Below are 26,213 nucleotides of genomic sequence, written 5' to 3'. Positions count from 1 at the left end.
GATGTCACGACTCGGAAACCTCGGTGCCAGGCTGTACCAGGGCGAGGTCGGCTACGACTTCGTCGGAAAGCGCAAGATCTGGTACGGCGTCTCGATCCTGATCACCATCACGGCCATCCTCGGCCTCGCGGTCCAGGGCCTCAACATGGGCATCGAGTTCAAGGGCGGTGCCGTCTTCACCACTCCGAAGACCAGCGTGTCGGTCGCCCAGGCCCAGGAAGCCGCGGAAGAGGCCTCCGGCCACCCCGCGATCGTCCAGGAGCTCGGCACCGGCGGCATGCGCATCCAGGTCAGTGAGCTGGACACGCAGCAGGCCGACAAGGTCGCCGCCGAGCTCTCCGAGACGCTCGACGTCGACGCGGAGCGGATCAACGCCGAGCTCGTCGGGCCCAGCTGGGGCGAGCAGATCGCCAACAAGGCGTGGACCGGCCTCGGCGTCTTCATGATCCTCGTGGTGATCTATCTGGCCATCGCCTTCGAGTGGCGCATGGCGGTCGCGGCCCTGGTCGCGCTGATCCACGACATCACCATCACCGTCGGCGTCTACGCCCTCGTCGGCTTCGAGGTCACGCCGGGCACGGTGATCGGTCTGCTCACGATCCTCGGTTACTCGCTGTACGACACGGTCGTCGTCTTCGACTCCCTCAAGGAGGGGTCGAAGGACATCACCAAGCAGACCCGCTGGACCTACAGCGAGATCGCCAACCGCAGCATCAACAGCACCCTGGTGCGTTCGATCAACACCACGGTCGTCGCCCTGCTGCCGGTCGCCGGCCTGCTGTTCATCGGTGGCGGTGTCCTCGGCGCCGGCATGCTGAACGACATCTCGCTGTCGCTGTTCGTCGGTCTCGCCGCCGGTGCGTACTCCTCGATCTTCATCGCCACTCCGCTGGTCGCCGACCTCAAGGAGCGCGAGCCGCAGATGAAGGCCCTGAAGAAGCGGGTGCTCGCCAAGCGCGCGGCCGCCGCGGCCAAGGGCGAGTCGCCGGAGTCCGAGCAGACCGACGGCGCCGACGACGCCGACGACGTGCAGGAGGACGCGGCGCCGGCCGGCGCCGTCGTCGGCCAGCGCGGCCGCGGGCGCGGCCGTCCCTCGGGCAGGCGCCGGTGACCGCCTCCGACACCAGGGAGCTGCTGCTCAGCCGCATCCGCGATGTCGCCGACTACCCGAAGCCGGGAGTCGTGTTCAAGGACATCACGCCCCTGCTCGCCGACCCGGTCGCCTTCACGGCGCTGACGGACGCGCTCACCGAGCTCTGCGTCCGGCACGGCGCGACGAAGATCGTCGGCCTCGAGGCACGCGGCTTCATCCTCGCGGCGCCGGTCGCCGTCCGCGCCGGCATCGGGTTCGTTCCGGTGCGCAAGGCCGGCAAGCTGCCCGGGGCGACGCTGGGACAGGCGTACGAGCTGGAATACGGCACCGCCGAGATCGAGGTGCACGCCGAGGACCTGAGCGCGGGAGACCGCGTCATGGTCATCGACGACGTCCTCGCCACCGGCGGGACCGCCGAGGCCTCGCTGGAGCTCATCCGGCGGGCGGGCGCGGAGGTCGCGGGCATCGCGGTCCTGATGGAGCTCGCCTTCCTCGGCGGACGTGACCGGCTGGGCGGCGCCCTGGGCGGGGCGCCGCTGGAGGCGCTGATCACGCTCTGACGGCCGGCCGCGCGGCGGCCGCACGGCACACGACGGGTGCCCCGGATCTGCTCCGGGGCACCCGTCGCCGTTCCCGGTGGTCCGAGGCGGCACCTGTGGCGCATGCCTCTCCACCGCCTCGTGCGCACCTGGACTGCCGGGTCGATACCATGGGCTTTCCGGGCCTGACCGGGGACCCGGAACCGCACGAGGAGTGCCCTTGCCAGACGAGGCCCAGTCCGCCGCCGCGCAGCCCGGCCAGAAGGCCGAAAAGGCCGCGGCAGCCCCTGTCACGCCCGAGCCGAAGCCGGACCGTCAGCCGCAGCCCGCCGCGCCCGAGCGCGTGAGCCAGGTGCCCGTCTCCGCGCCCAAGCCCGCACCGCCCGCCACGTCGCGGTCCGGCGGCTCCTCGAATCGGGTACGCGCCCGTCTCGCCCGTCTCGGCGTGCAGCGCTCGTCGCCGTACAACCCGGTGCTGGAGCCGCTGCTGCGGATCGTGCGCAGCAACGACCCCAAGATCGAGACCTCCACGCTGCGCCAGATCGAGCGCGCCTACCAGGTCGCGGAGCGCTGGCACCGCGGCCAGAAGCGCAAGAGCGGCGACCCGTACATCACGCATCCCCTCGCCGTCACCACCATCCTTGCCGAGCTCGGCATGGACCCGGCGACGCTGATGGCCGGCCTGCTGCACGACACCGTCGAGGACACCGAGTACGGCCTCGACCAGCTGCGCCGCGACTTCGGCGACTCCGTGGCCCTGCTCGTCGACGGCGTCACCAAGCTGGACAAGGTCAAGTTCGGCGAGGCCGCGCAGGCGGAGACCGTGCGCAAGATGGTCGTCGCCATGGCCAAGGACCCGCGCGTCCTGGTCATCAAGCTCGCCGACCGCCTGCACAACATGCGCACCATGCGCTACCTCAAGCGGGAGAAGCAGGAGAAGAAGGCCCGCGAGACGCTGGAGATCTACGCCCCGCTGGCGCACCGGCTGGGCATGAACACCATCAAGTGGGAGCTGGAGGACCTCGCGTTCGCGATCCTCTACCCCAAGATGTACGACGAGATCGTGCGCCTCGTCGCCGAGCGCGCGCCCAAGCGCGACGAGTACCTCGCCATAGTGACCGACGAGGTCCAGGCGGATCTCCGCGCGGCGCGCATCAAGGCCACCGTCACCGGCCGCCCCAAGCACTACTACAGCGTCTACCAGAAGATGATCGTCCGCGGCCGTGACTTCGCGGAGATCTACGACCTGGTGGGCATCCGCGTCCTCGTCGACACGGTCCGCGACTGCTACGCGGCCCTCGGCACGGTGCACGCGCGATGGAATCCGGTCCCCGGCCGGTTCAAGGACTACATCGCGATGCCGAAGTTCAACATGTACCAGTCGCTGCACACGACGGTCATCGGCCCCAACGGCAAGCCCGTCGAGCTGCAGATCCGCACCTTCGACATGCACCGCCGCGCGGAGTACGGCATCGCGGCCCACTGGAAGTACAAGCAGGAGACCGTAGCCGGGGCCTCCAAGATCCGTACGGACGTCCCCAAGGCCGGCAAGGGCACCGCGGGCCAGGACACCGTCAACGACATGGCCTGGCTGCGGCAGCTGCTGGACTGGCAGAAGGAGACCGAGGACCCCAGCGAGTTCCTGGAGTCCCTGCGTTTCGACCTGTCCCGCAACGAGGTCTTCGTCTTCACGCCCAAGGGCGACGTCATAGCGCTCCCGGCGGGCGCCACCCCCGTCGACTTCGCCTACGCCGTGCACACCGAGGTCGGTCACCGCACCATAGGCGCGCGGGTCAACGGGCGGCTCGTCCCGCTGGAGTCGACCCTCGACAACGGCGACCTGGTGGAGGTCTTCACCTCCAAGGCCGAGGGCGCGGGCCCCTCCCGCGACTGGCTCGGCTTCGTCAAATCGCCGCGGGCCCGCAACAAGATCCGCGCCTGGTTCTCCAAGGAGCGCCGCGACGAGGCCATCGAGCAGGGCAAGGACGCCATCGCGCGCGCCATGCGCAAGCAGAACCTGCCGATCCAGCGCATCCTCACCGGCGACTCCCTGGTCACCCTCGCGCACGAGATGCGCTACCCCGACATCTCCTCGCTGTACGCGGCGATCGGCGAGGGCCATGTGGCCGCGCAGGGCGTCGTGCAGAAGCTGGTGCAGGCCCTCGGCGGCGAGGAGGCCGCCAACGAGGACATCGCCGAGTCCACCCCGCCCTCCCGCAGCCGCAGCAAGCGCCGCAACAACGCGGACCCGGGCGTGGTCGTCAAGGGTGTCGAGGACGTGTGGGTCAAGCTGGCCCGCTGCTGTACGCCCGTCCCCGGCGACCCGATCATCGGCTTCGTGACCCGCGGCAGCGGCGTGTCCGTGCACCGCGCTGACTGCGTCAACGTCGACTCGCTCTCGCAGCAGCCCGAACGGATCCTCGACGTCGAGTGGGCGCCCACCCAGTCGTCGGTCTTCCTCGTCGCCATCCAGGTCGAGGCGCTGGACCGCTCCCGGCTGCTGTCGGACGTGACCCGCGTCCTGTCCGACCAGCACGTCAACATCCTGTCGGCGGCCGTGCAGACCTCCCGCGACCGGGTGGCCACCTCGCGCTTCACCTTCGAGATGGGCGACCCCAAGCACCTCGGCCACGTGCTGAAGGCGGTCCGCAGCGTGGAGGGCGTCTACGACGTCTACCGCGTCACCTCCGCGCGTCGGCCCTGACGGGCCGCGACCGCGCCGGCGGTCCGCCGACAGCCCCGAGACGGCTCGCCCTGCGCGGCCGAGCCGTCGGCCCACCGGCTCGTCGGCTGCCGCGCAGGGGCGCGGCCCCGCCGGGAAGGGCCGGATGTACGGGAGGGCCCCAGTACGCATCGCGTACCGGGGCCCTCCTCGTGAGCCCAAGCCCGGCGCGTCAGCCGCCGAACTCCTCCAGGCCCTTCAGCGCCTGGTCCAGCAGCGCCTGACGGCCCTCGAGCTCCTTGGCGAGCTTGTCCGCCTTGGCGTTGTTGCCCGCCGCGCGCGCCGTGTCGATCTGCTCACGCAGCTTGTCCACGGCCGCCTGCAGCTGGCCGGTCAGACCCGCGGCACGCGCACGCGCCTCCGGGTTCGTCCGGCGCCACTCGTTCTCCTCGGACTCCTGCAGGGCCCGCTCCACCGCGTGCATCCGGCCCTCGACCTTCGGCCGGGCGTCGCGCGGCACGTGGCCGATGGCCTCCCAGCGCTCGTTGATGGACCGGAAGGCGGCGCGGGCGGCCTTGAGGTCCGTCACCGGCACCAGCTTCTCGGCCTCGGCCGCGAGCTCCTCCTTGAGCTTGAGGTTCTCCGCCTGCTCGGCATCGCGCTCGGCGAACACACCGCTGCGCGCGGCGAAGAAGACGTCCTGCGCACCGCGGAAGCGGTTCCACAGGTCGTCCTCGGCCTCGCGCTGGGCACGGCCCGCCGCCTTCCACTGCGCCATCAGGTCGCGGTATCGGGCTGCGGTGGGGCCCCAGTCCGTCGATCCGGACAGGGCCTCGGCCTCGGCCACCAGCCGTTCCTTGGTCTGACGGGCCTCCTCGCGCTGCGCGTCCAGCGACGCGAAGTGCGCCTTGCGGCGCTTGGAGAACGCCGAGCGGGCGTGCGAGAAGCGGTGCCACAGCTCGTCGTCGGACTTCCGGTCGAGCCGGGGCAGGCCCTTCCAGGTGTCCACGAGTGCCCGCAGCCGCTCGCCCGCGGCCCGCCACTGGTCGCTCTGCGCCAGCTGCTCGGCCTCGGTGACCAGCGCCTCCTTGGCCTGACGTGCCTCGTCGCTCTGCTTCGCACGCTGCGCCTTGCGCTCCTCGCGGCGCTTGTCGACCGTCGCCACGAGCGCGTCGAGACGCACGCGCAGCGCGTCGAGGTCCCCCACGGCGTGGTGCTCGTCCACCTGCTGACGCAGGTGGTCGATCGCCGCCATGGCGTCCTTGGCCGACAGATCGGTGGTCTTCACCCGCCGCTCGAGGAGGCCGATCTCGACCACCAGGCCCTCGTACTTGCGCTCGAAGTAGGCCAGCGCCTCCTCGGGAGAGCCCGCCTGCCACGATCCGACGACTTTCTCGCCCTCGGCAGTACGCACGTACACGGTGCCCGTCTCGTCGACGCGGCCCCACGGGTCGCTGCTCACAGCGCCTCCTCAACCTGATGCCCGCGAGGGAGTTCGTCCCCGGGCATCGTCCACAGTTTCCTGGGACGGGCCTCGCCCGTCCTGAGCAACGCGAAGCCGGCCCGCGCTGCACAACGCCAATCTAGGCGACCGGCCGCCTGGCTGTCCGCACTCAGCGCGGCCGAAATTCCCCGGCTCACACCTTGGGGACGGTGGCCTTCTCGATGCTGACGGCCTTCTTGGGCGCACCGTCGCTCGCACCGCCCTCGACACCCGCCTTGCCCACGGCCTGTACGGCCTTCAGACTCTTGTCGTCCATCGTGCCGAAGGGCGTGTACGTGGGCGGCAGTTTGCTGTCCTTGTACACCAGGAAGAACTGGCTGCCGCCCGAGTTCGGCTGACCGGTGTTCGCCATCGCGACCGTGCCCGCGGGGTACGTCACGGTGCCGTCGGCGCCCGCCTTGCCGAGCGCCGTGAGGTTCTCGTCCGGGATCGTGTAGCCGGGACCGCCGGTGCCGTCGCCCTTCGGGTCGCCGCACTGCAGGACGAAGATGCCCTGCGTAGTGAGGCGGTGACACTTGGTGCCGTCGAAGTAGCCCTTGTCCGCCAGCGACTTGAACGAGTTGACCGTGCGCGGGGTCTTGGCCGCGTCCATCGCGATCGCGATGTCGCCCTCGTTCGTCTTGAGGGCGAAGGTGTACTTCGCCTTCTTGTCGATCGACATGGCGGGCTCGGGCGCGCTGCTCTCGGACGGCGACGGGGTCGCGCTGGGCGAGGCGTCCGCCGAGGCGCTGTCGTTCTTGTCGCCGTCGCTCAGGGCCGCCCCCGCGTAGACGGCGCCGCCGGCGGCGACCACGACGGCCAGGGCGGCCGCGATGATCGCGTTGCGCTGCTTCGCCTTCTTCCGCGCCTGCTCCCGACGCTGCTGCTGGCGCTCGAACTTCTCCCTGGCGAGCTGCCGCCGCCGCTGATCGCTGCTGGCCACCGGGTCTTCTCCTTGTAGGTCGAGAACGTCGAAAACATCGTGTCCGTCGAGGTGCCGTGCACGTGGCGTGGTGCCGACCGCCGGGCTCCGCCCCGTACCGTATACGGGTTGGCTGTGTGGTGAGCAGCGCCGGTAGGCTCTGAACTGCTGTGATCGACGCGGCAGTGCCGCCCGTCGATCCGCCGCATGCCTCTCGACGACCGAACTGAGGACGATCGTGCTTATTGCCGGGTTCCCCGCCGGGGCCTGGGGGACCAACTGTTACCTGGTCGCCCCCGCCGCCGGCGAGGAGTGCGTGATCATCGACCCGGGCCACCAGGCCGCCCAGGGGGTCGAGGAGACGCTCAGGAAGCATCGGCTCAAGCCCGTCGCCGTCGTGCTCACGCACGGCCACCTCGACCATGTCGCCTCCGTCGTGCCCGTCTGCGGCGCCCATGACGTGCCGGCCTGGATCCACCCGGCCGACCGCTACATGATGAGCGACCCCGAGAAGGCCCTCGGCCGCTCCATCGGCATGCCGCTCATGGGCGAGCTGACCGTCGGGGAGCCCGACGACGTCAAGGAGCTGACCGACGGCGCCGCGCTCAGCCTCGCCGGCCTCGACTTCTCCGTCTCGCACGCACCGGGCCATACCAAGGGGTCGGTGACCTTCCGGATGCCCGAGTCCGCGGACGTTCCGTCCGTCTTCTTCTCGGGCGACCTGCTGTTCGCCGGCTCCATCGGACGCACGGACCTGCCCGGCGGCGACATGGACGAGATGCTCGAGTCGCTGGCCCGGGTGTGCCTGCCGCTCGACGACTCGACCGTGGTGCTGTCCGGCCACGGTCCCCAGACGACCATCGGCCGTGAGCGCGCCACCAACCCGTATCTGCGCGAGGTGGCGGTCGGCCTCGGGAGCACACAGCCCGCTCCCCGACGAGGAATGTGACGAGACTTTCCGTGAGTGTTTTCCAGGCCCCCAAAGGCACGTACGACCTGATCCCGCCGGACTCCGGCAAGTACCTCGCGGTGCGCGACGCGATCTCCGCCCCGCTGAAGAACTCCGGCTACGGCTACATCGAGACGCCCGGCTTCGAGAACGTGGAGTTGTTCGCGCGCGGTGTCGGCGAGTCCACCGACATCGTCACCAAGGAGATGTACGCCTTCGAGACCAAGGGCGGCGACCGGCTCGCGCTGCGCCCGGAAGGCACCGCTTCCGTGCTGCGCGCGGCCCTGGAGGCGAACCTCCACAAGGCCGGCAACCTGCCCGTGAAGCTCTGGTACTCGGGCTCGTACTACCGCTACGAGAAGCCGCAGAAGGGCCGCTACAGGCACTTCTCGCAGGTCGGCGCCGAGGCGATCGGAGCGGAGGACCCGGCGCTGGACGCCGAGCTCATCATCCTGGCCGACCAGGCCTACCGCTCGCTCGGTCTGCGCGATTTCCGCATCCTGCTGAACTCCCTGGGCGACAAGGAGTGCCGCCCCGTCTACCGCGAGGCGCTCCAGGGCTTCCTGCGCGACCTCGACCTCGACGAGGACACCCGCCGCCGGGTGGAGATCAACCCGCTGCGGGTCCTCGACGACAAGCGCGCCGACGTGCAGAAGCAGCTGGTGGGCGCGCCGCTGCTGCGCGACTACCTGTGCGACGCGTGCAAGGCGTACCACGAGGAGGTGCGGGCGCTGCTGACGGCGGCCGGTGTCGCCTTCGAGGACGACGAGAAGCTGGTGCGCGGCCTCGACTACTACACGCGCACCACGTTCGAGTTCGTCCACGACGGTCTCGGCTCGCAGTCCGCGGTGGGCGGCGGCGGCCGCTACGACGGCCTGTCCGAGATGATCGGCGGCCCGGCGCTGCCGTCCGTCGGCTGGGCTCTCGGCGTCGACCGCACGGTCCTCGCACTGGAGGCCGAGGGCATCGAGCTCGACCTGCCCGAGGCCACCAGCGTCTACGCCGTCCCGCTCGGCGAGGAGGCTCGCCGTGTGCTGTTCGGCGTGGTGACCGAGCTGCGCAAGGCCGGCGTCGCCGCCGACTTCAGCTACGGCGGCAAGGGCCTCAAGGGCGCCATGAAGAACGCCAACCGCTCGGGAGCCCGGTACGCCCTCGTCGCGGGCGAGCGCGATCTGTCCGAGGGCGTGGTCCAGCTCAAGGACATGGAGTCCGGCGAACAGCAGCCCGTCGCGCTGGACGACGTGGTCGCCAGGCTGCGCGCCGAGCTCGGCTGACAGCGCGGCGCGAAGGGGCCCAGGGCGTCAACCGCCGTGGGCCCCTTCGTCGTTGTGCCGGTCCGGGAGCATCGCCCGGGGGCGTTCCTTATCCGGAGCGAACGGAGAGAACCGGGGGCGGTGCGGCAGAATGGCGGTGCCCAGCAGACCGGCGACGATGGAACGGCGATATGACGACTGCAGCGGTTGACGGCGTGTCCTCCGGGACGGGGGACGACGAGCGCGGGCGTGTCGGTGCGGGGCGTGGGTTCGCGTGGATGCTGGTGATCACGGGTGCGGCGGGGCTGCTGGCGGCGTGGGTGATCACGATCGACAAGTTCAAGCTGCTGGAGGACCCGGGGTTCACGCCGGGGTGCAGTCTGAATCCGGTGGTGTCGTGCGGGAACATCATGAAGAGCGAGCAGGCGGCGGTGTTCGGGTTCCCGAACCCGATGCTCGGCCTGGTCACGTACGCCATGGTGATCGCGATCGGCATGGCCCTGCTGGCGGGCGCCCGCTACCGCCGCTGGTACTGGCTGGGGCTGAACGCGGGGACGCTGTTCGGGGTCGGGTTCTGCACATGGCTGATGCAGCAGTCGCTGTACGAGATCAACGCGCTGTGCCTGTGGTGCTGCCTGGCGTGGGGCGCCACGATCGTCATGTTCTGGTACGTGACCTCGCACAACGTCCGTCACGGTCTGCTGCCCGCGCCGGCCGGGCTGCGGAGTTTCTTCGACGAGTTCACGTGGGTGCTGCCGGTGCTGCACATCGGCATCATCGGGATGCTGGTGCTGACCCGCTGGTGGGACTTCTGGACCGGCTGACCGGCCCACCGGCGGTGTCAGTGCTCTGACATAGGCTTCACAACGTGGAGCCCGACCTGTTTACCGCCGCAGCCGAAGAACGCCAGGAGAAGGACCCGACCAGCAGCCCCCTGGCGGTCCGGATGCGCCCGCGCACCCTGGACGAGGTGGTCGGCCAGCAGCATCTTCTGAAGCCCGGATCACCGCTGCGCAGGCTCGTCGGCGAGGGCGGCTCCGGCCCGGCGGGCGCCTCCTCCGTGATCCTCTGGGGACCGCCCGGCACCGGCAAGACCACCCTCGCGTACGTCGTCTCCAAGGCGACCAACAAGCGCTTCGTCGAGCTGTCCGCCATCACCGCGGGCGTCAAGGAGGTCCGGGCGGTCATCGACGGCGCCCGCCGGGCCGCGGGCGGCTTCGGCAAGGAGACCGTCCTCTTCCTCGACGAGATCCACCGCTTCTCCAAGGCCCAGCAGGACTCCCTGCTCCCCGCCGTGGAGAACCGCTGGGTCACCCTGATCGCGGCCACCACGGAGAACCCGTACTTCTCCGTGATCTCCCCGCTGCTCTCCCGCTCCCTGCTGCTCACCCTGGAGCCGCTCACCGACGACGACGTCGTCGCCCTGCTGGAGCGCGCGCTCACCGAGGAGCGCGGGCTCGGCGGCGCGCTCACTCTCCAGGAGGAGGCGAGGGCGCACCTGCTGCGCATCGCGGGAGGCGACGCCCGGCGGGCCCTGACCGCCCTGGAGGCGGCGGCCGGCGCGGCCATCGACAAGGGCGAGGAGGAGATCACCCTCGAGACCGTCGAGGAGACCGTCGACCGCGCCGCCGTGAAGTACGACCGCGACGGGGACCAGCACTACGACGTCGCCAGCGCGCTGATCAAGTCGATCCGCGGTTCGGACGTGGACGCCGCGCTGCACTATCTGGCCCGCATGATCGAGGCGGGGGAGGACCCCCGGTTCATCGCCCGCCGGCTGATGATCTCGGCCAGCGAGGACATCGGTCTCGCCGACCCCACGGCTCTGCCGACCGCCGTGGCGGCCGCCCAGGCCGTCGCCATGATCGGCTTCCCCGAGGCCGCTCTCACCCTCAGCCACGCGACGATCGCCCTGGCACTCGCCCCGAAGTCGAACGCCGCCACGCTCGCCATCCAGGCCGCCCGGCAGGACATCCGCGACGGCCTCGCCGGCCCCGTCCCGCCGCACCTGCGCGACGGCCACTACAAGGGAGCCCAGAACCTCGGCCACGCCCAGGGCTATGTCTATCCGCACGACGTCGCCGGAGGCATCGCCGCCCAGCAGTACGCGCCGGACGCGGTCCACGGCCGCAGGTACTACGAGCCCACGCGCTACGGAGCCGAGGCGCGGTACGCGGACGTGGTGGAGAAGGTGCGCGAGCGGCTGCGCGGGGACGCGAAGTAGCCCGCTCCGTGCCTGTCAGTGCGCGGCGGCCCCGAAGAGCGTGTGCATCGCGCGCCGCAGTGCGGTGATGTCCCCCACGGGCTCCGGGAAGTCGAAGCGGGCGTCGAACGGCTGCTCCCCGGTGAACCGCACGCGCAGTCCGAAGCGGTCCAGGGCCAGCGGAACCGCCTGCCGTCCTGGGCCCGTCGTGTCCGTGCCGCGCTCGCCGAGCAGTTCCGCGAGCGCCTGCACCTGGTCGAAGTGCGCGGCGTGCAGATGCTGGAGCAGTTCGGTTTCGTGGGCCACGAGCGGGTCGGCGGACGCCTGCGCCAGCTCCTCCGCCTCGACGGCGGACGCGCCCCACAGATCGTCGACGCTCGCCTCGCCCACCTCCAGGCGCAGCATCATGGCGCCGGGCTCGGCCGCCAGGCCGGGCGCGCAGGTCAGCCAGCCGGAGACCCAGGCGCGGCCGCGGATACGGTTGGGCACGGCGACCGGCGCGACGTCGGTGATCTCCAGCACGGCCGGGAGCTCGTCGTCCTGCGCGTGGGTCGCGGCCCGGACGACGGGGGAGTCCGCCGGGAAGAGGAGGAACACCTCCCCGTCCGAGCCGAACGCCCTGGCCTGCGGGCTCAGCTGGTCGGGCCGGGCCCCCTCCACTCCGGGAACGAGCAGCACCGCCGAGCATGTACTCTGTACGAGAGTTCGTGTGCGCTCGGCTGCTGACGGCATCCGAGTGATTTCAAGCCCGCTGGGACGCGGCTGACCATGAGCTGATCGGACCTCCGTCACCTCGACGCTCGACGAAGCGTCGGCGTTCTTCGTGCTGTCCGTGATGCGCTTGGTGTTCCCAGGGCGAGACATGCGATCTCCTTGAGTAAGGTGAGCCTAACCTAACCTACAACGGAGGTCTGGAGAACGTGCCTAACCAGTCGCGTCCCAAGGTCAAGAAGTCCCGTGCGCTCGGTATCGCGCTGACGCCGAAGGCCGTCAAGTACTTCGAGGCCCGCCCCTACCCGCCGGGCGAGCACGGCCGTGGCCGCAAGCAGAACTCGGACTACAAGGTCCGTCTGCTCGAGAAGCAGCGTCTGCGCGCCCAGTACGACATCAGCGAGCGCCAGATGGCGCGCGCCTACGACCGCGCCAAGAAGGCCGAGGGCAAGACCGGTGACGCGCTCGTCATCGAGCTCGAGCGCCGCCTCGACGCCCTGGTCCTGCGTTCGGGCATCGCCCGCACCATCTACCAGGCCCGTCAGATGGTCGTCCACGGCCACATCGAGGTCAACGGCGGCAAGGTCGACAAGCCGTCCTTCCGTGTCCGTCCCGACGACGTCGTGATGGTCCGCGAGCGCTCCCGCGACAAGGCCCTGTTCCAGGTCGCTCGCGAGGGTGGCTTCGCCGCCGACGGTGAGACCCCGCGCTACCTGCAGGTCAACCTGAAGGCCCTGGCGTTCCGCCTGGACCGTGACCCGCAGCGCAAGGAGATCCCGGTCATCTGCGACGAGCAGCTGGTCGTCGAGTACTACGCCCGCTGATCCTGGGGTCCTCCCAGCGGCAGCCGGCGGAGTAGTTCCCCGCGCCTCAGCCCGCCGCTTCCCCGCCGTTTCCGGTGGGGGAGCGGCGGGCTTTCGCGTGTGCGGGGCCGCGGGCCGCACATCGCGCTGCCGCACCTGGAACGGCCGCACGTCCTTGCGCGCCGTCAGCGCGCGGCACACCACCGCGTCCGGTGACAGCGTCCTGCCCTCCGCCCCGCACGCCTCGTACCGCTCCGCGCCGAGCAGTCGCCGCGTCCGCTGGTCGCACAGCGCGCGCGGCGCACCGAAACGGCCGGAGCCGAACAGGGGCAGACCCACCGAGTCCCACATCGCCCTCGGCGTCGTACGCGGCGAGAGCCGCGCGCAGCAGCTCTCCGCCCGGGGCATGCCGATGCCTCCGGCGCCCGCCAATCTCACCAGTTGGGAGTGGTCCAGCCCGCCGCCGAGTGCGGCGAGCTCGTACGCCCGGCCCACGAAGCGGTTCAGCTCTGCGGGAAGACCGCTCCGAGAGGGCATCCGGTCGCCGGCGGAGGAGCCGGCGCGAGAGGATCGTCGTACAGGGCACGCAGCGCACTGCGCCGTAAGCGCTCCGTACCATCGGATCCTCATGGCCACCCCTTGCCGACCGCTAATGCGGTATGGGGTGCCACCCGGGGCGCGATAGGGTCGGGATACGACTTTTCAGGTGCCAGACGACAGCAGAGAGCGGTGCGCAGTGACCGGTGGAGAGGTTGCCGGGATTCTGGTGGCCGTCTTCTGGGCGATCTTGGTCTCCTTCCTGGCCGTGGTGCTGGTGAGGCTGGCGCAGACGCTCAGAGCGACCACCAGACTCGTGGCGGACGTGACCGAACAGGCGGTGCCCCTGCTGGCGGACGCCTCCGCGACCGTGCGCGCCGCGCAGACCCAGCTCGACCGGGTGGACGCCATCGCGAGCGACGTCCAGGAGGTCACCTCCAACGCCTCGGCGCTCTCCACGACCGTCGCGTCGACGTTCGGCGGACCGCTCGTCAAGGTCGCCGCCTTCGGGTACGGCGTACGGCAGGCGCTCAGCCGCAGAGGCGACGACGCCCCCGCACCGGAGACGAGGCGCACCGTGATCGTCGGCCGGTCCGTGCCCCCCGCACGGCGCAAGAGGCGGAAGGGCTGAGGCGCCATGTTCCGCCGTACGTTCTGGTTCACCGCGGGCGCCGCGGCCGGCGTCTGGGCCACCACCAAGGTCAACCGCAAGCTCAAGCAGCTCACCCCCGAGAGCCTCGCCGCCCAGGCGGCCAACAAGGCGATCGACGCGGGCCACCGCCTCAAGGACATCGCCGTGGACATCCGCGCGCAGATGCTGCAGCGCGAGGCCGAGCTGGGCGAGGTCCTGGGACTGAACGCGGCACCCGGCGGTGAACTCCCCGCAGCCGGGCGCCGGGCCGCGATCGAGCCCGACCGGCCCGCACCGATCACGTACCTGCACAGCAGGACCAAAGACCCGTACCGCACGAACAAGGACACCACCGAAGCCTCGGGCCCCGAGACTTCGTACAACCGGAATGAGGACCACTGATGGAGTCGGCTGAAATCCGCCGCCGCTGGCTGAGCTTCTTCGAGGAGCGCGGGCACACCGTCGTCCCTTCGGCGTCGCTCATCGCGGACGACCCGACTCTGCTGCTGGTCCCCGCGGGCATGGTCCCCTTCAAGCCGTACTTCCTCGGTGAGGTCAAGCCGCCGGCTCCGCGCGTCACCAGCGTGCAGAAGTGCGTGCGCACGCCGGACATCGAAGAGGTCGGCAAGACCACCCGCCACGGCACGTTCTTCCAGATGTGCGGCAACTTCTCCTTCGGCGACTACTTCAAGGAAGGCGCCATCAAGCTCGCCTGGGAGCTGCTCACCAGCCCCCAGGACAAGGGCGGTTACGGCCTGGAGCCGGAGAAGCTCTGGATCACCGTCTACCTCGACGACGACGAGGCCGAGCAGATCTGGCGCGACGTCATCGGCGTGCCCGCCGAGCGCATCCAACGCCTCGGCAAGAAGGACAACTTCTGGTCCATGGGCGTCCCCGGCCCCTGCGGACCGTGCTCCGAGATCAACTACGACCGCGGTCCGGAGTTCGGCGAGGAGGGCGGCCCGGCCGTCAACGACGAGCGCTACGTGGAGATCTGGAACCTGGTCTTCATGCAGTACGAGCGCGGCGCCGGCGAGGGCAAGGAGGACTTCCCGATCCTCGGCGACCTGCCGTCGAAGAACATCGACACCGGCCTCGGCCTCGAACGCCTCGCGATGATCCTGCAGGGCGTGCAGAACATGTACGAGACCGACACCCTGCGCGTCGTCATGGACCGGGCCACCGAGCTGACCGGCGTCCGCTACGGCGCCGACCACGGCTCCGACGTCTCCCTGCGCGTGGTCGCCGACCACATCCGTACGTCCACGATGCTCATCGGCGACGGTGTCACCCCGGGCAACGAGGGCCGCGGCTACGTGCTGCGCCGCATCATGCGCCGCGCCATCCGCAACATGCGGCTGATGGGCGCCACCGGCCCGGTCGTCAAGGACCTGGTCGACGTCGTCATCGAGACGATGGGGCAGCAGTACCCGGAGCTGATCACCGACCGCAAGCGCATCGAGACGGTCGCCATCGCCGAGGAGGCCGCCTTCCTCAAGGCCCTCAAGGGTGGCACCAACATCCTCGACACCGCCGTCACGGAGACCAAGGCCGCCGGAGGCATGGTGCTCCCCGGTGACAAGGCGTTCCTGCTCCACGACACGTGGGGCTTCCCCATCGACCTCACCCTCGAGATGGCCGCCGAGCAGGGCCTGAGCGTGGACGAGGACGGCTTCCGCCGTCTGATGAAGGAGCAGCGGGACCGGGCCAAGGCCGACGCCAAGGCCAAGAAGTCCGGCCACGCCGACCTCTCCGCCTACCGCCAGGTCGCCGACCACTCCGGCATGACCGAGTTCACCGGCTACACCTCCACCGAGGGGGAGTCCACCGTCGTCGGCCTCCTCGTCGACGGCGTCTCCTCGCCGGCCGCCTCCGAGGGCGACGAGGTCGAGGTCGTCCTCGACCGCACGCCGTTCTACGCCGAGGGCGGCGGCCAGCTCGCCGACCAGGGCCGGATCAAGCTCGACACCGGCGCCGTCATCGACGTACGCGACGTCCAGCAGCCCGTCCCCGGAGTCAGCGTCCACAAGGGCGTCGTCCAGGTCGGCGAGGTCACCGTCGGCGCCTCCGCCTACGCCGCCATCGACGTACGCCGCCGCCGGGCCATCGCCCGCGCCCACAGCGCCACGCACCTGACCCACCAGGCCCTGCGCGACGCCCTCGGCCCCACGGCCGCCCAGGCCGGCTCGGAGAACTCCCCGGGCCGCTTCCGCTTCGACTTCGGCTCGCCGAACGCCGTCCCCGGCACGGTCCTCACCGACGTCGAGCAGAAGATCAACGAGGTCCTCGCCCGCGAGCTCGACGTGCACGCCGAGGTCATGAGCATCGACGAGGCCAAGAAGCAGGGTGCCATCGCCGAGTTCGGCGAGAAGTACGGCGAGCGCGTGCGCGTCGTGACCATCGGCGACTTCTCCAAGGAGCTGTGCGGTGGTACGCACGTCCACAACACCGCCCAGCTGGGGCTGGTGAAGCTGCTCGGCGAGTCCTCCATCGGCTCCGGCGTGCGCCGCGTCGAGGCCCTCGTCGGCGTCGACGCGTACAACTTCCTCGCCAAGGAGCACACGGTCGTCGCCCAGCTCCAGGAGCTCGTCAAGGGCCGCTCCGAGGAGCTGCCGGAGAAGATCGCCGCCATGCTCGGCAAGCTGAAGGACGCCGAGAAGGAGATCGAGAAGTTCCGTGCGGAGAAGGTGCTGGGTGCCGCCGCCGGTCTCGCCGACGGCGCCAAGGACGTCCGCGGCGTCGCTCTGGTGACGGGCACGGTCCCCGACGGCACGTCCGCCGACGACCTGCGCAAGCTGGTCCTCGACGTCCGTGGCCGCATCCCTGGTGACCGCCCGGCCGTCGTCGCCGTGTTCACCACGGCCAACGGCCGTCCGCTCACCGTCATCGCCACCAACGAGGCCGCCCGCGAGCGCGGCCTCAAGGCCGGTGACCTGGTCCGCACGGCCGCCAAGACGCTGGGCGGCGGCGGAGGCGGCAAGCCGGACGTCGCCCAGGGCGGCGGCCAGAACCCGGACGCCATCGGCGACGCCGTCGCCGCCGTCGAGCGTCTCGTCGCCGAGACGGCCTGATGACCATGCGCAGAGGACGTCGTCTCGCGATCGACGTCGGGGACGCCCGGATCGGGGTCGCCTCGTGCGACCCCGACGGGCTCCTCGCCACGCCGGTGGAGACCGTGCCGGGACGCGACATCCCGGCCGCCCACCGGCGGCTGCGCCAACTCGTGGAGGAGTACGAGCCGATCGAGGTCGTCGTCGGCCTGCCCCGCTCGCTCAGCGGCGGTGAGGGACCGGCGGCGAAGAAGGTCCGCAGCTTCGCACAGACACTCGCCCAGGGCATCAAGCCGGTCCCGGTACGACTGGTGGACGAGAGGATGACCACAGTGACGGCCACCCAGGGCCTGCGCGCTTCGGGTGTGAAGTCCAAAAAGGGCAGGTCCGTCATCGATCAGGCTGCCGCTGTGGTGATCCTTCAGAACGCTCTGGAGTCCGAACGGGTGTCCGGCATTGCTCCGGGAGAGGGCATCGAAGTGGTTGTCTGATCGCGATACGGTAACGTTCCGCGCGATGCGGCGTGTTCGAACAGCCGCCGCACCCAAGAGAGGCGGATCGTTTCGCGCCGTCTCGCGGCCCTAGGGGATCGATGACTGAGTATGGCCGGGGCCCCGGCTCCGAACCGTGGCATCCCGAGGACCCCTTGTACGGGGACCAGGGGTGGGGAGGCCAGGCGGCCGCGGCCGGCCACGCTCCGTACGGCGGCCAGCCGCAGCAGCAGTACCCCCAGGCGCAGCAGGACGCGTACCAGCAGCAGTACGGAACGCAGCAGGACGCGTACCAGCAGCAGTACGGAACGCAGCAGGACGCGTACCAGCAGCAGTACGGAACGCAGCACGACGCGTACCAGCAGCAGTACGGCACGCAGGACCCCCATCAGCAGGCGCACGACCCCTACCAGCAGCCGTACGACGGCGGCTGGGACACCGGGCAGCAGACGGCCATGCCCTACGGCGCCGATCAGGCGGGCGGCCACGGGGGCCATCCCGCCGGCTACGGCAGTGCCCAGGAGGCCGACTACTACGGCACGTCCGGCGCGTATCCCCCGCCGCAGCCCCCCGGCCGCCGGCAGCCGGAGCCCGAACCGGCCACCGACTGGGACAACGAGGTGGCGCAGGAGGAGACCCACCCGTTCTTCACCGGTGACGACGGGCGCGGTGACGACGGCGACGACGGATACGACGAGGAGCCGCGCGGCGGCGGCGGCCGTGACCGGCGCGGCAAGGGCAAGAAGAAGAGCCGCAACGGCCTGGCCTGCCTGGTGGTCGCGGCGGTCCTCGTCGGCGGCCTCGGCGGCGTCGGCTACGTCGGATACCAGTTCTGGCAGGACCAGTTCGGAGAGCCCGAGGACTTCGCGGGTGGTGGCAGTGGGACGGTCGCCATCGAGATTCCTCGCGGTGCGACGGGCGCGCAGATCGGCCAGATCCTCAAGCGCGAGGGCGTGGTCAAGAGCGTGGACGCATTCGTCGCCGCGCAGCTCGAGCACCCCAAGGGCACGACTATCCAGGAGGGCAGTTACGTCCTGAAGAGGGGGATGTCGGGTAAGTCCGCGGTGGAGCTGATGCTGAGCCCGGCCAGCCGCAACAACCTGATCATCTTCGAGGGCAAGCGCAACTCTCAGATCTACGCCGACATCGACAAGCGCCTCGGCCTCAAACCGGGCACCACGGCGGACGTCGCTCAGGAGAACCTGGACAGCTTCGGCGTGCCCGACTGGGCGAAGAACCACAAGAACGTCAAGGATCCATTGGAGGGCTTCCTCTTCCCTGCTGCGTACCCCGTCCCGAAGGGCACCAAGCCGGAAGACGTTTTGCGGAAGATGGTCGCCCGCGCCAATCAGGAGTACGAAAAGGCGGACTTGGAGGGCAAGGCGAAGGGCCTCGGGCTGAAGAACCCATGGGAGCTGCTGACCGTCGCGAGCCTCGTCCAGGCCGAGGGCACGTCCCACGACGACTTTCGCAAGATGGGTGAAGTCGTCTATAACCGCCTTGAACCGGGTAATGCCCAGACGAACGGGATGCTCGAGTTTGACTCGACGTACAACTACATCAAGGACCAGAGTAAGATCGACCTTACTCTGTCCGAACTGCGGAATTACGACAACCCGTACAATACATACTTCTATAAGGGCCTCCCCCCCGGGCCGATCGGGAACCCAGGTGGGGAAGCGCTCCGAGGTGTGCTCAGCCCGACGGATGACGGCTGGTTCTACTTCATCTCGCTCGACGGCAAGACATCACAGTTCAGCAGGACGAATGTGGAGCATCAGCGCCTGGTCGACGAGTTCAATAAAAATCGAGGCCAGTAACCAAGCTCGCACACGTGGGGCACAGGATGTCCGCTTCCATGTCTCCGCAAATGAGAGTTGCTCGCCACTCGGCGTGGCGAGCAACTCGTCATCCCGATGGAAAATGCGGTGACATTTACTCTCGGGGTGTGCGCATGGCTAGGCTACGCGCGGCCATAGGAAAGCGGCCCGCACGACCGGGTCACTTCGCGCCCCTCGTCAGTCAGGCACGCCTGGATGCTGACTCGCGTTCCTTCGGCTATTTTGGCGTAGTAGGCGCAGGAATTACCCTTACCGTTGGTGCAAGTCCAGCGCTTGTTCTGCTGGACGCCATTGCCGTCGTACCATATGAGGTAAACCTGTACGCCGCGGCCGTCGACCACGTTGTCATAAAGATTTACGCGCTCTCCCCAGCGCCAGTCGGTGTCATCGAACACCACTTCGCCGGCGCACGCGCCGGAGCCGGGGATTATCTTGTTGCAGGCCCGGGCGGTTTCTCCTGCGTATGCCTGGCTGCCGAGACCCAACGAAAGAGCGACTGCGGCCACCGATGTGACGGTGGCGGAAATTGTCTTGCGGAATTTCAACTCGATCCCCCTGAAGTAATTCGTGGTCGATGCCTCTGAAGAGATTAGGTTCAAATCCGCACTTGTCAATTGTGAGGATGATCACGGAGCTAAATTCGTCGTGATTCCGCCGACGCGAATTAGCCATTTTTGAGAATCGCCCCCGATGGGGTGAATGGATCGACCCTATGTAATTGAATGCGGAGGTTCCGCTTCCGGTGTCGAACGGTGAAAAGTTCTGGAAGCCCACCTACAGGGAGGGGCAGGGGGTAATGGGCTGGACGCACCGGTCCCCGAGGAGGTGGCTTCTCGCGGTCAAGTACCCTCAGGTGCGGAGGAGCCCGTATGTGGAAGAAGGTCGACTAAGGAATGCGTGTGATGGGTAGGTGTCCTGGGGCTCGCCGGGCGGCCGTCCTCGGGTCGCCCATCGCGCACTCCCTGTCCCCGGTGCTCCACCGCGCCGCCTACGCCGAACTCGGCCTCGACGACTGGTCCTACGACCGGTTCGAGGTCGACGAGGCGGCGCTGCCGGCGTTCGTGGAGGGGCTGGACGCCTCATGGTCGGGCCTGTCGCTGACCATGCCGCTGAAGCGGGCGATCATCCCGCTGCTCGACACGATCAGCGACACCGCCGCCGCCGTGGAGGCCGTCAACACGGTCGTGTTCACCGGCGACGGCCGGCGCCTCGGCGACAACACGGACATCCCGGGAATGGTGGCCGCACTGCGGGAGCGCGGTGTGCGGAAGGTCGAGTCCGCCGCCGTCCTCGGCGCCGGTGCCACCGCGTCCTCGGCACTCGCCGCCCTGGCGCAGGTGTGCGCCGGGCCGGTCACGGCGTATGTGCGCAGCGCCGCCCGCGCCGACGAGATGCGCGGCTGGGGCGATCGCCTCGGCGTCGACGTCCGCGTCGCCGACTGGTCCGCCGCCGCCGAGGCGCTGAGCGCTCCGCTGGTCATCGCCACGACCCCCGCCGGCACGACCGACGCCCTCGCGGCCGAGGTGCCGGAGCGGCCGGGCACGCTGTTCGACGTGCTGTACGAGCCGTGGCCCACGGCGCTCGCGGCCGCGTGGTCCGGCAGGGGAGGCGCGGTGGTCGGCGGCCTCGACCTTCTGGTGCACCAGGCGGTGCTCCAGGTCGAGCAGATGACGGGCCGCTCGCCTGCGCCGCTGCCGGCGATGCGTATCGCTGGTGAACGCGCGCTCGGAGCCCGCTAGTATCTGGCGCGTTCGATCAGGAGCACGTCAACAGCACAGGGGGAGTCCGGCCATGGGAACCGGTCAGCCGCAGGCGTCGATCGCCAGGAACATCTTCGAGGGCATCGTCCAGTTCCTGCCCGACTGGCTGCAGATCCCGATTCTGTGCCTGATCATCCTGCTGGTCGTCCTCGCCTGGGTGTCCTCGATCCGCAGCAAGATCGCGCGGCGCCGTGCGGCGCGCAACCCGCAGCCCGTACCCACGGCCCCCGGCAGCCAGGGCAGCGGCGCCGACCACCTCGGTCAGTACGCCCCGGCCCAGCAGGCCCCGCAGCAGCCCAGCGGCGCGGACTACCTCGGCCGGTACGCCCCGGCGCAGCAGGCCCCGCAGGCACCTCCGCAGCAGCCCAGTGGCGCCGACTACCTCGGGTCGTACGCGCCGCAGCAGCGCCGCGACGGCGACTGACGACCCGCTGCCGGCTGTCCACGGGCGTCCGCCAGGTGGACCGGTGGCCGGGAGCCGGGCGCGGACGTGGGAGGATCGAGGGAGGCGGGCCAGGGCCGCGCCTCCCCGGCCCCTGCCGGGAGGTTTCCCCAGGCCGCGCCGTCGCAGTTCCACGCGCGAGCATGAGGAGCACCGTTGAGCAGGTTGCGTTGGCTGACCGCGGGCGAGTCGCACGGACCCGCACTGGTGGCGACGCTGGAGGGTCTTCCCGCCGGTGTGCCGATCACCACCGAGATGGTGGCGGACCACCTCGCCCGGCGGCGCCTCGGCTATGGGCGCGGTGCCCGGATGAAGTTCGAGCGCGACGAGGTGACCTTCCTCGGCGGCGTCCGGCACGGTCTCACCATGGGCTCCCCGGTGGCGGTCATGGTCGGCAACACCGAGTGGCCGAAGTGGGAGAAGGTCATGGCGGCCGACCCCGTCGACCCCGACGAGCTCGCCCAGCTGGCCCGCAACGCGCCGCTGACCCGGCCCCGCCCCGGCCACGCCGACCTCGCCGGCATGCAGAAGTACGCGCTGGAGGAGGCCCGGCCGATCCTGGAGCGGGCGAGCGCCCGTGAGACCGCGGCGCGCGTCGCGCTCGGCGCGGTGGCCCGTTCGTACCTCAAGGAGACGACGGGCATCGAGATCGTCTCCCACGTCGTCGAGCTCGCCTCGGCCAAGGCGCCGTACGGCGTCGTCCCGGTCCCCGCCGACGAGGAGCGCCTGGACGCCGACCCCGTCCGCTGCCTGGACGCCGACGCGAGCAAGGCGATGGTCGCGGAGATCGACCAGGCCCACAAGGACGGCGACACCCTCGGCGGCGTCGTCGAGGTCCTCGCGTACGGCGTGCCCGTCGGGCTCGGCTCGCACGTCCACTGGGACCGCCGCCTCGACGCCCGGCTCGCCGCCGCGCTCATGGGCATCCAGGCCATCAAGGGCGTCGAGGTCGGCGACGGCTTCGAGCTCGCCCGGGTGCCCGGCTCCCAGGCGCACGACGAGATCGTGCCCGGCGAGGACGGCATCCGCCGCAGCTCCGGCCGTTCCGGCGGTACGGAGGGCGGCATGTCGACCGGCGAGCTGCTGCGCGTCCGGGCCGCGATGAAGCCGATCGCGACCGTGCCGCGCGCCCTCAGGACGGTGGACGTCGCCACGGGCGAGCCGGCCGCCGCGCACCACCAGCGGTCCGACGTGTGCGCCGTGCCCGCCGCCGGCATCGTCGCCGAGGCCATGGTCGCGCTGGTCCTCGCGGACGCCGTCGCCGAGAAGTTCGGCGGCGACAGCGTCGGCGAGACCCGCCGCAACGTGCAGTCGTACCTCGACAACCTCCACATCCGGTGAGCGCCCCGCTGATCGTCCTCGTCGGGCCGATGGGCTCGGGCAAGTCCACGGTCGGTGAGCTGCTGGCCGGGCTCCTCGATGTCGGGTTCCGGGACACCGACGCCGACATCGTGGCCGCGCAGGGCCGGGAGATCGCGGACATCTTCGTCGACGAGGGGGAGGCGTACTTCCGGGAGCTGGAGCGCGCGGCCGTCCGCGCCGCGCTCGCCGAGCACACCGGCGTCCTCTCCCTCGGCGGCGGCGCCATCCTCGACGAGGGCACCCGGGAGCTGCTGGCCGGACTGCCCGTCGCCTATCTGTCGATGGACGTCGACGAAGCGGTGCGGCGCGTCGGACTCAACACCGCCCGTCCGCTGCTCGCCGTCAACCCGCGGCGCCGCTGGCGCGAACTCATGGACGAACGCCGCCACTTGTACACCGAAGTGGCCCGCGTCGTCGTCGCGACGGACGACCGCACACCTGACGAGGTCGCCCGCGCGGTCCTCGACGCACTGGAGCTGAAGACGGTAATTCCGGGTGACGACACCCCGGACCCCCGGCAGGAGACTGCATCTTCCGGGGGACAACCCCCGGACCCCCGGCAGGAGAAGAAGTGACTGACCAGGCAGTGACGCGTATCCAGGTCGGCGGCACGGCCGGCACCGACCCGTACGAGGTGCTGGTCGGCCGGCAGCTCCTCGGCGAGCTGGGCGGGCTGATCGGGCCCAAGGCACAGCGCGTGGCCGTCATCCACCCCGAGGCGCTCGCCGAGACCGGTGAAGCATTGCGCGCGGACCTCGCCGACCAGGGCTACGAGGCCGTCGCCATCCAGGTGCCCAACGCGGAGGAGGCCAAGACCGCCGAGGTCGCCGCCTACTGCTGGAAGGCGCTCGGACAGACCGGCTTCACCCGCACCGACGTGATCGTCGGTGTCGGCGGCGGAGCCACGACCGACCTGGCCGGGTTCGTCGCGGCCAGCTGGCTGCGCGGCGTGCGCTGGATCGCCGTGCCCACGACCGTGCTCGCCATGGTGGACGCGGCCGTCGGCGGCAAGACCGGCATCAACACCGCCGAGGGCAAGAACCTCGTCGGCGCCTTCCACCCGCCGGCGGGCGTGCTCTGCGACCTGGCCGCGCTCGACTCGCTGCCGGTCAACGACTACGTCAGCGGCATGGCCGAGATCATCAAGGCCGGTTTCATCGCCGACCCGGTGATCCTCGACCTCATCGAGGCCGACCCCGAGGGCGCGCGGACGCCGGAGGGCCCGCACACGCACGAGCTGATCGTCCGCTCCATCCAGGTCAAGGCGGACGTCGTCTCGTCCGACCTCAAGGAATCCGGCCTGCGCGAGATCCTCAACTACGGCCACACGCTCGCCCACGCGATCGAGAAGAACGAGCGCTACAAGTGGCGCCACGGCGCGGCCGTGTCGGTCGGCATGGTCTTCGCCGCCGAACTGGGCCGCCTCGCCGGGCGGCTGGACGACGCCACCGCCGACCGGCACCGCGCCGTCCTCAAGTCCGTCGGGCTCCCGCTGACCTACCGCGGCGACCAGTGGCCCAAGCTGCTGGAGACCATGAAGGTCGACAAGAAGTCCCGTGGCAACCTGCTGCGTTTCATCGTTCTCGACGGCCTCGGCAAGCCGACGGTCCTCGAGGGCCCCGACCCGGCGGTGCTGCTCGCCGCGTACGGGGAGGTCTCCGCATGAGCCGCCGGACGCTGGTGCTCAACGGCCCCAACCTCGGCCGTCTGGGCTCCCGCGAGCCGGACGTGTACGGCGCGACGTCGTACGCCGGGCTCGTGGAGACCTGTCAGGCGCTCGGCAAGGAACTCGGTCTCGACGTCGAGGTCCGGGAGACCAACGACGAGGGCGAGATGATCCGCTGGCTCCACGAGGCGGCCGACGGATCGATTCCGGTCGTTCTCAACCCCGGGGCGTTCACGCACTATTCGTACGGGATGCGCGACGCGGCGGCCCAGCGGACCGCGCCGCTGATCGAGGTGCACATCTCCAATCCGTACACCCGCGAGGCCTTCCGGCACACGTCTGTGGTCGCCTCGGTCGCCAGCGGGACCATCGCGGGCTTCGGCATCGGCTCCTACCGGCTCGCGCTGCGCGCGCTGGCCGACGAACTGGACGGCTGACGCCGGGACCGGGCACTTCTCGCCGCCCCCGGCCGTTGTGGCGACAGCGGCCGGGGGCGGTCGCACATCCGAACGGCTCCGGGAGGGTACCGTTCGGTAGATCAGCGTCAGTCGCACGAGACGGAGTGGCACCGGATGCAGCACGCAGTGGGGGCTCCGCTGCCGCCTCACCACCGCCCGGGGCAGGGACCGGCCGCATGGACACCCGGCGCCCACCACCCGGGTCCGGTCCCCGGCCCTCCCGCCGGGCCGCCGCCTCCACCGCCCCCGCCTCCTCCGATGGCCGGCCCCGCGCAGCCGGGGTGGCCCGCCGCGCCGCAGCACCGGTCCGCGCCGCAGCACCGGTCCGCGCCGCAGCACCCGTCCGCGCCGCCGTCCCGTGAGACGACGGGCCACATCCAACTGCCGCCCGGACAGCCCGTTCCGATACCCGACCCGCCTCCGGCGGACATCGGCACGGGGACGGCCATGCTCGCCGTGCTGCTGATCGGCCCCGCCGGGGCGGGCAAGACGACGGTGGCCCGCCACTGGGCGAGGCACCGCCGCGTGCCCACGGCGCACATCAGCCTCGACGACGTCCGCGAGTGGGTCTGCTCCGGCTTCGCCGACCCTCAGGACGGCTGGAACGACAACTCCGAGGCCCAGTACCGCCTCGCACGCCGCACCTGCGGCTTCGCCGCGCGCAACTTCCTGGCCAACGGGATCTCCTGCATCCTCGACGACGCGGTCTTCCCCGACCGCCCGGTCGTGGGCCTCGGCGGCTGGAAGCGCCATGTGGGCCCCGGCCTTCTGCCGGTGGTGCTGCTGCCGGGCCTGGAGATCGTCCTCGAACGGAACGCGGAGCGCACGGGCAACCGCCGTCTCTCGGACGAGGAGGTCGCGGGGATCCACGGCCGGATGGCGGGCTGGTACGGCTCGGGCCTGCCGATCATCGACAACTCGAAGTACGACGTGGAAACGACGTCCCGCGTCCTGGACGACGTCCTGGCCCGCGCGATCGCCAGCCCCCCGACCTGGTAGCCCCTCGGGCTCCGCCCCTGCCCGCCCCGTGCCCGCGACCCCGTCGGGGCTGGGTTCGGCGCGCTCGGTGGCTTGAAGGTTCGGCGGGTTCCGCCCCTGCCCGAGCTACGCCCCCGTCGGGGCTCCGCCCCGAACCTCGCGCCTCAATCGCCGGCGGGGCCTGGTTTGGCCGCTCGCGGGCTTGGGTTCGGCGGGTTCCGCCCCCGGCCGAGCTACGCCCCCGTCGGGGCTCGAGCCGAGCCTCGCCCCTCAAGCGCAGGCGGGGCTGGATGGTGCCCTGCGCAGCGGGACCGCCCACGGCCGCCAGGCCGTCGGGAGTCCGGGGTCTGGGGCGGAGCCCCGGTTTCGGGAAGGGGCG

24 protein-coding genes are annotated in these 26,213 nt (G+C 70.5%); 20 read left to right on the top strand and 4 right to left on the bottom strand.

The window, feature by feature from the left end; translation table 11 throughout:
• The first annotated feature begins 1 nt into the window (after position 1).
• The 3 genes from secF (at position 2) to ACWD0A_RS26595 (ending at position 4,336) form a co-directional block, all read left to right on the top strand.
• The gene (gene secF / locus ACWD0A_RS26605; RefSeq protein WP_451302038.1) at positions 2–1,111 is read left to right on the top strand and encodes a protein translocase subunit SecF; all 1,110 of its coding nucleotides are present in this window, start codon (positions 2–4) and stop codon (positions 1,109–1,111) included.
• Entirely contained in the window at positions 1,108–1,653 is a 546-nt protein-coding gene (locus tag ACWD0A_RS26600; RefSeq protein WP_451302036.1) for an adenine phosphoribosyltransferase, read from the top strand. Before secF ends, ACWD0A_RS26600 begins: the two co-directional genes overlap by 4 nt.
• A 199-nt stretch (positions 1,654–1,852) precedes the next feature.
• Positions 1,853–4,336: a RelA/SpoT family protein gene (locus tag ACWD0A_RS26595; RefSeq protein WP_451302034.1), complete on the top strand. Its 2,484-nt coding sequence runs from the start codon at positions 1,853–1,855 to the stop codon at positions 4,334–4,336.
• 190 nt (positions 4,337–4,526) lie between these two features.
• Here ACWD0A_RS26595 and ACWD0A_RS26590 read toward each other — a convergent pair whose 3' ends face one another.
• Both ACWD0A_RS26590 and ACWD0A_RS26585 read right to left on the bottom strand, forming a co-directional pair.
• Positions 4,527–5,756 carry a DUF349 domain-containing protein gene (locus tag ACWD0A_RS26590; RefSeq protein ID WP_451302032.1) on the bottom strand — a complete coding sequence of 410 codons (1,230 nt, stop codon included), beginning with the start codon at positions 5,754–5,756 and terminating at the stop codon, positions 4,527–4,529.
• A gap of 175 nt (positions 5,757–5,931) precedes the next feature.
• Positions 5,932–6,720 carry a peptidylprolyl isomerase gene (locus tag ACWD0A_RS26585; RefSeq protein ID WP_451302030.1) on the bottom strand — a complete coding sequence of 263 codons (789 nt, stop codon included), beginning with the start codon at positions 6,718–6,720 and terminating at the stop codon, positions 5,932–5,934.
• 217 nt (positions 6,721–6,937) lie between these two features.
• On the opposite strand from ACWD0A_RS26585, the gene ACWD0A_RS26580 reads away from it, so the two are divergent.
• From ACWD0A_RS26580 to ACWD0A_RS26565, 4 genes are all read left to right on the top strand, one after another.
• The gene (locus tag ACWD0A_RS26580) at positions 6,938–7,648 is read left to right on the top strand and encodes an MBL fold metallo-hydrolase (RefSeq protein WP_451302028.1); all 711 of its coding nucleotides are present in this window, start codon (positions 6,938–6,940) and stop codon (positions 7,646–7,648) included.
• 11 nt (positions 7,649–7,659) lie between these two features.
• Positions 7,660–8,922 (top strand): histidine--tRNA ligase, encoded by a 1,263-nt coding sequence (gene hisS / locus ACWD0A_RS26575; protein ID WP_451302026.1) that lies wholly within the window; start codon positions 7,660–7,662, stop codon positions 8,920–8,922.
• 170 nt (positions 8,923–9,092) lie between these two features.
• Positions 9,093–9,725: a vitamin K epoxide reductase family protein gene (locus ACWD0A_RS26570; protein WP_451302024.1), complete on the top strand. Its 633-nt coding sequence runs from the start codon at positions 9,093–9,095 to the stop codon at positions 9,723–9,725.
• Between the two features lie 44 nt (positions 9,726–9,769).
• A complete protein-coding gene (locus ACWD0A_RS26565) occupies positions 9,770–11,125 on the top strand; it encodes a replication-associated recombination protein A (protein WP_451302022.1) in 1,356 nt (451 codons plus the stop codon).
• A 15-nt stretch (positions 11,126–11,140) separates the two neighbouring features.
• Here ACWD0A_RS26565 and ACWD0A_RS26560 read toward each other — a convergent pair whose 3' ends face one another.
• Positions 11,141–11,836 carry a DUF2470 domain-containing protein gene (locus ACWD0A_RS26560; protein WP_451302020.1) on the bottom strand — a complete coding sequence of 232 codons (696 nt, stop codon included), beginning with the start codon at positions 11,834–11,836 and terminating at the stop codon, positions 11,141–11,143.
• A 188-nt stretch (positions 11,837–12,024) separates the two neighbouring features.
• On the opposite strand from ACWD0A_RS26560, the gene rpsD reads away from it, so the two are divergent.
• The 6 genes from rpsD (at position 12,025) to mltG (ending at position 19,147) form a co-directional block, all read left to right on the top strand.
• On the top strand, positions 12,025–12,639 hold the full coding sequence (rpsD, locus tag ACWD0A_RS26555) for a 30S ribosomal protein S4 (RefSeq protein ID WP_177153203.1): 615 nt from the start codon (positions 12,025–12,027) through the stop codon (positions 12,637–12,639).
• Positions 12,640–13,354: 715 nt separating this feature from the next.
• Positions 13,355–13,786, top strand: coding sequence for a DUF948 domain-containing protein (locus tag ACWD0A_RS26550; RefSeq protein ID WP_451302018.1), 432 nt, complete (start codon positions 13,355–13,357; stop codon positions 13,784–13,786).
• A 6-nt stretch (positions 13,787–13,792) separates the two neighbouring features.
• Positions 13,793–14,188 (top strand): hypothetical protein, encoded by a 396-nt coding sequence (locus tag ACWD0A_RS26545; RefSeq protein ID WP_451302016.1) that lies wholly within the window; start codon positions 13,793–13,795, stop codon positions 14,186–14,188.
• Positions 14,188–16,857: an alanine--tRNA ligase gene (gene alaS, locus ACWD0A_RS26540; protein ID WP_451302014.1), complete on the top strand. Its 2,670-nt coding sequence runs from the start codon at positions 14,188–14,190 to the stop codon at positions 16,855–16,857. The genes ACWD0A_RS26545 and alaS overlap by 1 nt, the downstream gene beginning before the upstream one ends.
• The gene (ruvX, locus tag ACWD0A_RS26535) at positions 16,857–17,327 is read left to right on the top strand and encodes a Holliday junction resolvase RuvX (protein ID WP_307716438.1); all 471 of its coding nucleotides are present in this window, start codon (positions 16,857–16,859) and stop codon (positions 17,325–17,327) included. Before alaS ends, ruvX begins: the two co-directional genes overlap by 1 nt.
• A 101-nt stretch (positions 17,328–17,428) precedes the next feature.
• Positions 17,429–19,147, top strand: a complete 1,719-nt coding sequence (gene mltG / locus ACWD0A_RS26530) for an endolytic transglycosylase MltG (RefSeq protein WP_451302012.1) — start codon at positions 17,429–17,431, stop codon at positions 19,145–19,147.
• A 143-nt stretch (positions 19,148–19,290) separates the two neighbouring features.
• Here mltG and ACWD0A_RS26525 read toward each other — a convergent pair whose 3' ends face one another.
• Positions 19,291–19,782 carry a hypothetical protein gene (locus tag ACWD0A_RS26525; RefSeq protein ID WP_451302010.1) on the bottom strand — a complete coding sequence of 164 codons (492 nt, stop codon included), beginning with the start codon at positions 19,780–19,782 and terminating at the stop codon, positions 19,291–19,293.
• 288 nt (positions 19,783–20,070) lie between these two features.
• Here ACWD0A_RS26525 and ACWD0A_RS26520 point away from each other — a divergent pair, with 288 nt between their 5' ends.
• From ACWD0A_RS26520 to ACWD0A_RS26490, 7 genes are all read left to right on the top strand, one after another.
• Complete coding sequence (locus ACWD0A_RS26520; RefSeq protein ID WP_451302008.1) at positions 20,071–20,907, top strand: shikimate dehydrogenase; 837 nt, start codon at positions 20,071–20,073, stop codon at positions 20,905–20,907.
• 52 nt (positions 20,908–20,959) lie between these two features.
• A complete protein-coding gene (locus ACWD0A_RS26515) occupies positions 20,960–21,352 on the top strand; it encodes a hypothetical protein (protein ID WP_451302006.1) in 393 nt (130 codons plus the stop codon).
• 174 nt (positions 21,353–21,526) lie between these two features.
• Positions 21,527–22,711 (top strand): chorismate synthase, encoded by a 1,185-nt coding sequence (aroC, locus tag ACWD0A_RS26510; protein WP_451302004.1) that lies wholly within the window; start codon positions 21,527–21,529, stop codon positions 22,709–22,711.
• Positions 22,712–22,740: 29 nt separating this feature from the next.
• The gene (locus ACWD0A_RS26505) at positions 22,741–23,307 is read left to right on the top strand and encodes a shikimate kinase (RefSeq protein ID WP_451302059.1); all 567 of its coding nucleotides are present in this window, start codon (positions 22,741–22,743) and stop codon (positions 23,305–23,307) included.
• A complete protein-coding gene (gene aroB, locus ACWD0A_RS26500) occupies positions 23,304–24,398 on the top strand; it encodes a 3-dehydroquinate synthase (protein WP_451302002.1) in 1,095 nt (364 codons plus the stop codon). Before ACWD0A_RS26505 ends, aroB begins: the two co-directional genes overlap by 4 nt.
• Complete coding sequence (gene aroQ / locus ACWD0A_RS26495; RefSeq protein WP_177153193.1) at positions 24,395–24,835, top strand: type II 3-dehydroquinate dehydratase; 441 nt, start codon at positions 24,395–24,397, stop codon at positions 24,833–24,835. Before aroB ends, aroQ begins: the two co-directional genes overlap by 4 nt.
• A 135-nt stretch (positions 24,836–24,970) precedes the next feature.
• On the top strand, positions 24,971–25,855 hold the full coding sequence (locus ACWD0A_RS26490; protein WP_451302000.1) for a Pro-rich N-terminal domain-containing protein: 885 nt from the start codon (positions 24,971–24,973) through the stop codon (positions 25,853–25,855).
• Positions 25,856–26,213: the final 358 nt, after the last annotated feature.

This window comes from Streptomyces sp. NPDC002867 (assembly GCF_053591895.1).
The sequence above is the reverse complement of the archived record's forward strand: the minus strand, read 5'-3'. Positions and strand labels throughout refer to the sequence as shown.

Coding starts and splice junctions, on each gene's coding strand:
- ACWD0A_RS26515 (WP_451302006.1), top strand. CDS start 20,960: ATGGGAACCGGTCAGCCGCAGGCGTCGATCGCCAGGAACATCTTCGAG.
- ACWD0A_RS26560 (WP_451302020.1), bottom strand. CDS start 11,836: ATGCCGTCAGCAGCCGAGCGCACACGAACTCTCGTACAGAGTACATGC.
- aroQ (WP_177153193.1), top strand. CDS start 24,395: ATGAGCCGCCGGACGCTGGTGCTCAACGGCCCCAACCTCGGCCGTCTG.
- ACWD0A_RS26545 (WP_451302016.1), top strand. CDS start 13,793: ATGTTCCGCCGTACGTTCTGGTTCACCGCGGGCGCCGCGGCCGGCGTC.
- ACWD0A_RS26490 (WP_451302000.1), top strand. CDS start 24,971: ATGCAGCACGCAGTGGGGGCTCCGCTGCCGCCTCACCACCGCCCGGGG.
- ACWD0A_RS26520 (WP_451302008.1), top strand. CDS start 20,071: ATGGGTAGGTGTCCTGGGGCTCGCCGGGCGGCCGTCCTCGGGTCGCCC.
- ACWD0A_RS26570 (WP_451302024.1), top strand. CDS start 9,093: ATGACGACTGCAGCGGTTGACGGCGTGTCCTCCGGGACGGGGGACGAC.
- ACWD0A_RS26505 (WP_451302059.1), top strand. CDS start 22,741: ATGGGCTCGGGCAAGTCCACGGTCGGTGAGCTGCTGGCCGGGCTCCTC.
- mltG (WP_451302012.1), top strand. CDS start 17,429: ATGACTGAGTATGGCCGGGGCCCCGGCTCCGAACCGTGGCATCCCGAG.
- ruvX (WP_307716438.1), top strand. CDS start 16,857: ATGACCATGCGCAGAGGACGTCGTCTCGCGATCGACGTCGGGGACGCC.
- secF (WP_451302038.1), top strand. CDS start 2: ATGTCACGACTCGGAAACCTCGGTGCCAGGCTGTACCAGGGCGAGGTC.
- alaS (WP_451302014.1), top strand. CDS start 14,188: ATGGAGTCGGCTGAAATCCGCCGCCGCTGGCTGAGCTTCTTCGAGGAG.